Source organism: Clostridium sp. TJA032 (genome assembly GCF_058310275.1).
The window spans coordinates 1-5,394 of record NZ_JBZEFB010000011.1 but is presented as its reverse complement, the minus strand read 5'-3'; the positions used below and the strand labels follow the sequence as shown (position 1 = coordinate 5,394).

The 5,394-nt window shown below is 23.2% G+C and carries 5 protein-coding genes; all 5 read right to left on the bottom strand.

Going from position 1 to position 5,394, the window contains the following annotated elements; genetic code table 11:
* Positions 1 to 936 precede the first annotated feature (936 nt).
* From AC4FRL_RS11535 to AC4FRL_RS11515, 5 genes are read right to left on the bottom strand one after another with little or no spacing between them, the layout of a single operon-like run.
* Entirely contained in the window at positions 937 to 1,242 is a 306-nt protein-coding gene (locus AC4FRL_RS11535) for a PTS sugar transporter subunit IIA (protein ID WP_491140394.1), read from the bottom strand.
* Complete coding sequence (locus AC4FRL_RS11530; RefSeq protein ID WP_491140393.1) at positions 1,242 to 1,547, bottom strand: PTS sugar transporter subunit IIB; 306 nt, start codon at positions 1,545 to 1,547, stop codon at positions 1,242 to 1,244. The genes AC4FRL_RS11535 and AC4FRL_RS11530 overlap by 1 nt, the downstream gene beginning before the upstream one ends.
* A 49-nt stretch (positions 1,548 to 1,596) precedes the next feature.
* Positions 1,597 to 2,796, bottom strand: a complete 1,200-nt coding sequence (locus AC4FRL_RS11525; protein WP_491140392.1) for a MalY/PatB family protein — start codon at positions 2,794 to 2,796, stop codon at positions 1,597 to 1,599.
* The gene (locus tag AC4FRL_RS11520; protein WP_491140391.1) at positions 2,789 to 3,550 is read right to left on the bottom strand and encodes a MurR/RpiR family transcriptional regulator; all 762 of its coding nucleotides are present in this window, start codon (positions 3,548 to 3,550) and stop codon (positions 2,789 to 2,791) included. The genes AC4FRL_RS11525 and AC4FRL_RS11520 overlap by 8 nt, the downstream gene beginning before the upstream one ends.
* Positions 3,551 to 3,578: 28 nt before the next feature.
* The gene (locus tag AC4FRL_RS11515) at positions 3,579 to 4,865 is read right to left on the bottom strand and encodes a PTS sugar transporter subunit IIC (RefSeq protein ID WP_491140390.1); all 1,287 of its coding nucleotides are present in this window, start codon (positions 4,863 to 4,865) and stop codon (positions 3,579 to 3,581) included.
* Positions 4,866 to 5,394: the final 529 nt, after the last annotated feature.

The window sequence follows — 5,394 nt, the reverse complement described above, 5'->3', positions numbered from 1 at the left end:
AATATAGATAAAAATCAAATTAGTAGTTTACATAATCGGAAAAAAAGCGTAAAATAAAAACATAAAATTTCCAGTTTAAAATTAAATTTATAATAATAGGCAATTAAGAACAAAAAAAAAAAAAGCACTTCTAATCGAAGAGCTTTTATATAACAACTTCGGTTCAATTAATTGTTTGCAGACAAGTAATTGTAACTTAAAGGTACTCACAATACCCAAAAGTTAAGGACAAGCCCAACCGAAGATTTTATATCTAATTGATATAAACATAGTATATTAAAAAGATATAAAATTTTCAAGAGGTTTTTACAAATTTATTTACTTAATAATATGATTAAAGTAGATATTTTGAGCTTAGGTATTGAATACCTAAGCTTTTTTTACTTTAAAATATCAAATAATAGAAAAATCCTAATTATAGGTAAGTGGTTAAAGGAATAACACTATAAAAAACTGGTCGGTTCACCACCGATAGCAGCTCCGTTAGATGGAAATAGCGATTTCTTAGACAATCTATTTAAGATAATAGTTTCTTAGTAGTGGAGTGCCTGTCCTGGTGGAGTTTAATTTATCTCCTAGGGGTATGTGTAAAGTTACATGGTAGTATGCTTGATAAAACCAGACCTAAGCAAGAAAGATACACATAGTGGTTAGAAGCCACGGGATTAAATACGAAACGGATACCTTAATGGCTCCAAGCCATTAATATTAATTATTTAATCTCCCTTGTAGTATATAGAATAAAAAAGTTTATATGCTACAAGGGGGGGGACGAGCCGTGTTCCTAATTCACCAAACCATTATTACAATATTTGATTTTTAGTATAATATTTAATTCTATTTTGGGGTTTAAGTTGAATTATATTTATTTATAATAATTTAATTATTTATTTTATAAAAATATACCTTGAAATAAATCAAGGTATATTTTTATATTTATATTTTTTTATATAGATCAATGAATTCTTTACATATTATTTTAAAGTTTTCTGCACTCATCAATTGGTCTTCTGCATGTATTAATAATAATGAAGTTTTTTCTAAATTGTTATTTGCTTCGTCTTGAATTAGTTTTAAATGAGCTTCATGACCATTAATAAATATTAAATCACCTTTTTCTATTAATGAATAAGCTTTTTCAAAGTTTTTATTTTTAGCTTCTTGAATAGCTTCTATATATAAAGAACGAGCAGTTCCTACAGAAGAAATTATTTCAAAACATAAGTTTTCAAGATTATTCATTATTTTTCCTCCACTAAACTCAAAGCATAATCTAAAATTTTTTCACCATTCATTGTTCCATAATCTATCATGTTAATTGAATCAACAGGAATATTACCTGCTTCTTGTTTAATTTTAGGAAGCATAAATTTTATTTGTGGTCCTAATAATACTACGTCTGCTTTAGTTACATTTGATTTTGATTGAGCATCGCTAACTGCCCAAATATTAACCTCTAAATTTCTTTTTTGTGCAACATCTTGCATTTTTTTTACCATTAAGCTAGTAGACATTCCAGCTGAGCATATTAATAGAATATTTATCATCTTATTTTCCTCCATTTTTTATGATTTTTTTATATAAATTTATTAAATATTATAAAGTTTTTTTATTAATGAGTTGGTATTTTTCATAGAAGATTATAAATTTATTCATAGCTTCTTTTAAAATAGATTTACTTGTAGCAACATTTATTCTTACAAAAGTATGATTATTATTACCTGCAAATCTATTTCCACTCTCTAATAGAACTCCAGTTTCTTTTGCTAGTTTTAAAATAAAATTATCAATATCTTTTATTGAATTAAGTTTAATCCATAAAAGATATCCAGCATCAGGAATTATTATATCTATATCAGTAGGATTAAGCATTTTTATTACTAAATTTATATTTTCTTTTATATTTATTGATAAAGCATTAACCCAATTTATACCTTTTTCGTAGCATATAGAAAGAAAGTCACAAGCAATTCTATTAGGTGAAATTTTCATTTTTGAAAATTCATTTTCTAAATAGTTTTTTATATTATTAGAACTAGAAATAAATATTGAAATATCTAAACCAGCTATATTAAATGTTTTATTTGGAGAAGATATTACTATTATTTTATCATAGTAATTATAAAATTTTATTATAGAGTTAAAAGCGTTATTATTTAATTCTATATCTCCATGAAGTTCATCACTTAATATAATTATATTTTTTTCTTTACAAATTTTTATTAGTTGTAATAACTCTTTGTTACTCCAACATATTCCAGATGGGTTATGTGGATTACAAAATAATATACATTTTATATTTTGGGTATTAATTTTATATTTTAAATCATCAAAATTAATATTATATCTATTATCTTTAAATAATAATTTTGATTCTATAATATCAAAATTATTATTTAATATTACATCTTTAAAAGGTCCATATACTGGAGTAAAAATCAAAATTTTATCTTTTATTTTAAATAATTTTTTTAAAATAATATTAATTGTAGAAATAGCTCCTATAGATGGAACTATCCAATTTTTTTCTATATAACAATTATATTTTAATTTATACCAATTAATAATATTAATATAAAAAGATTCTTTAATATCAAAATATCCAAAGTCACCTTTAGAAACAATATTAATTACTGGATCAAGTATTTCACTTGGTAATCTATAATCCATATCAGCAATAAATAATGGAAAAATTTTATTTTGAGTATCTATTAAAAATCTTTTTTTTATATAATTTAAATCCCATTTTTTTGAACCATCATTATATCTATCTAATATTTTTTCAAAATTATACATTAAAACCTCTTTCTTCATGTTTTTCAATAAATTTTCTTATTATATAATCCATAGCTATATGAAAGTTTAATCTAGTATCTATGTTATTATCTAAATCATTAGAATAAGCTGTATATACTACATATTTGCAAAATTTTTCAAATGTTGAATTTCTACATTCAGTTATTAAAACAACATCAATAGATCTTAAGCTAGCTTCTACTAAAACTTCTAGTAATTCTGGTGTTTCACCACTTCTTGATAAAATAAAAACTAGATCTTCAGATTTATTTAGACTTTTACTAGATAGTCTCATAAATCTAGAGTCGTCATATTGTTCAGAGTGTATACCTAAAAGTTGTAATTTGATTTGAAATATTTTACTCAAATAATTACTCATACCCATTCCATAGAATATTATTCTTTGACAATTCAACATTTTATTTACTATTTTATTTATTTCACATTGTTTTACTAATTCATAAGTGTCAATCATAAATCCTGCAAAATGATAATCTTGTATTTTTAAGGAGGTATAAAGATGATTATTTTTTTCAAAATAATCATCTTTAAATTGAATAAAACTTTTATATCCTAATTTTTTTGATAATCTATGAACACTAGTACTACTTATAGAAAATTTTTCTGAAATTTTAGATATTGTAAAACTATCATAATTAAATAGTGATTTATTTTCTAATAAAAATTTCAATAAATTTTTTTCTAAGTTAGTTAAGTTTTTGCTATTTATAGAAATTTTTTTATTTAAATTCAATAGTAAACCTCCTAAAATAGAATATATTTTATTTTTCTTCAGCTCTGTATTGCTTATCTAATGCTAATATGAAAGGATAATATATTACAACTGATACTATAATTGCAATTATTTGAACAACAGCTCCTTGCCAACCACTTACTAAGAAACCACTAAATATTGGTGGGGTTGGCCATGGGGCTACAACACCATTAAAAGGATTCATAAATCCTATTGATATAGCTCCATAAGCTATTAATACTGATACAATTGGAGCTAATGTTATAGGTATTAATATTAATGGATTCATTATAACTGGCAATCCAAAAACTATAGGTTCGTTTATATTAAATAATGCTGGTACAGTACTTAATTTTGTAAGCATTTTCATTCTTTGAGATCTTGCTACTATTATCATAGATATAACTAAACCTATAGTCATTCCAGCACCACCTATTGTTGCAAATTGATCTATCATTTGAATAGTTCCTATATTAGCATTATCTAGTGTTAATATACCTTGTTTGAATAATTCTAAATTTTCTACTGAATTAGCATTTAGTAACGGATTTACAATAGAATTTACAACTGTTGGATGAATACCGAACCACCATAAAAATCCATTTAGTCCAGCTACTATAGCTATAGCTATAGGAGATGCTGTTAATCCTTGTAAAGGAACTTGTAGTATTGAGTATATAAATTCATGCATAGATGTTCCTAATGAAAGGAATATTCCATTTAATATCAGAGAAAATGCTATTACTACAGTACCAGGTATAAGAGAGAAAAATGAGTTATAAACCATAGGAGGTACATTCTCTGGTAATTTAATTACTAAGTTTCTTTTAACAATAAATTTATATATCTCATAAGAAATTATACTAATTATTATAGCTGTAATAACACCTTTTGTTCCTAGCCATGCCATTGGTATAACTTTATTTACAATTTCTCCTGATTCTGCAATAGCAAAATTAGGAGTTACAATTACATATGAAACTATAGATATAATCATAATAGGAAGTGAATCCATTTCATCTATTTCAGCTAATTTATATGCTATTGTACCAGCAAGAAAAATTCCCATCATATCAAAAGTTGCTCTATATGCTGGAGATAGAAAATTACCCCAATTTGGTCCAAAAATATTAGACATAAATTCTGAATAGCCTGGTATAGGAAAATCAGTTATTAATAAAAATATAGATGCAATAATTGTTAATGGCATTATAACCATAAATCCAGATTTTAAGGCTCTCATATATCTTAAAGTTGCAAACTTTGAAACTAATGGAACCATTTTGTCTTCAATAAATTTTGATATAAATTTCATTGACTATCCTCCTAAATATATTTAACGTTTACATTTATATTATAAGGAATATTTTTCAAAAATATATTTCTATTTATGGAATATTTTCCGAAAAATTTAAATTAAATGTTAATAAATTTATTGAGCATATCTTAGCTATTATTAACATATTTATATTTAAATATCAGTGATTTTCTTTTCCATAATAAAATTTAAATTTATTATATTTCTTAGATATTATTTAATATTATTTTTGTAAATTTAAAATTATTAATTTAATTTACATATTGCAAAATAAATTCAAAAGAAGTTCTATTTTTTATAATATATATATATATAATTGGTAAATCTAGAGTATGCTTTTTTTATAATTAAATGTTAGTTATATATATAAGTTTTAAAAATATTAAAATTAAATAAATAAAAAAATATAGATAAAAATCAAATTAGTAGTTTACATAATCGGAAAAAAAGCGTAAAATAAAAACATAAAATTTCCAGTTTAAAATTAAATTTATAATAATAGGCAATTAAGAACAAAAAAAAAAAA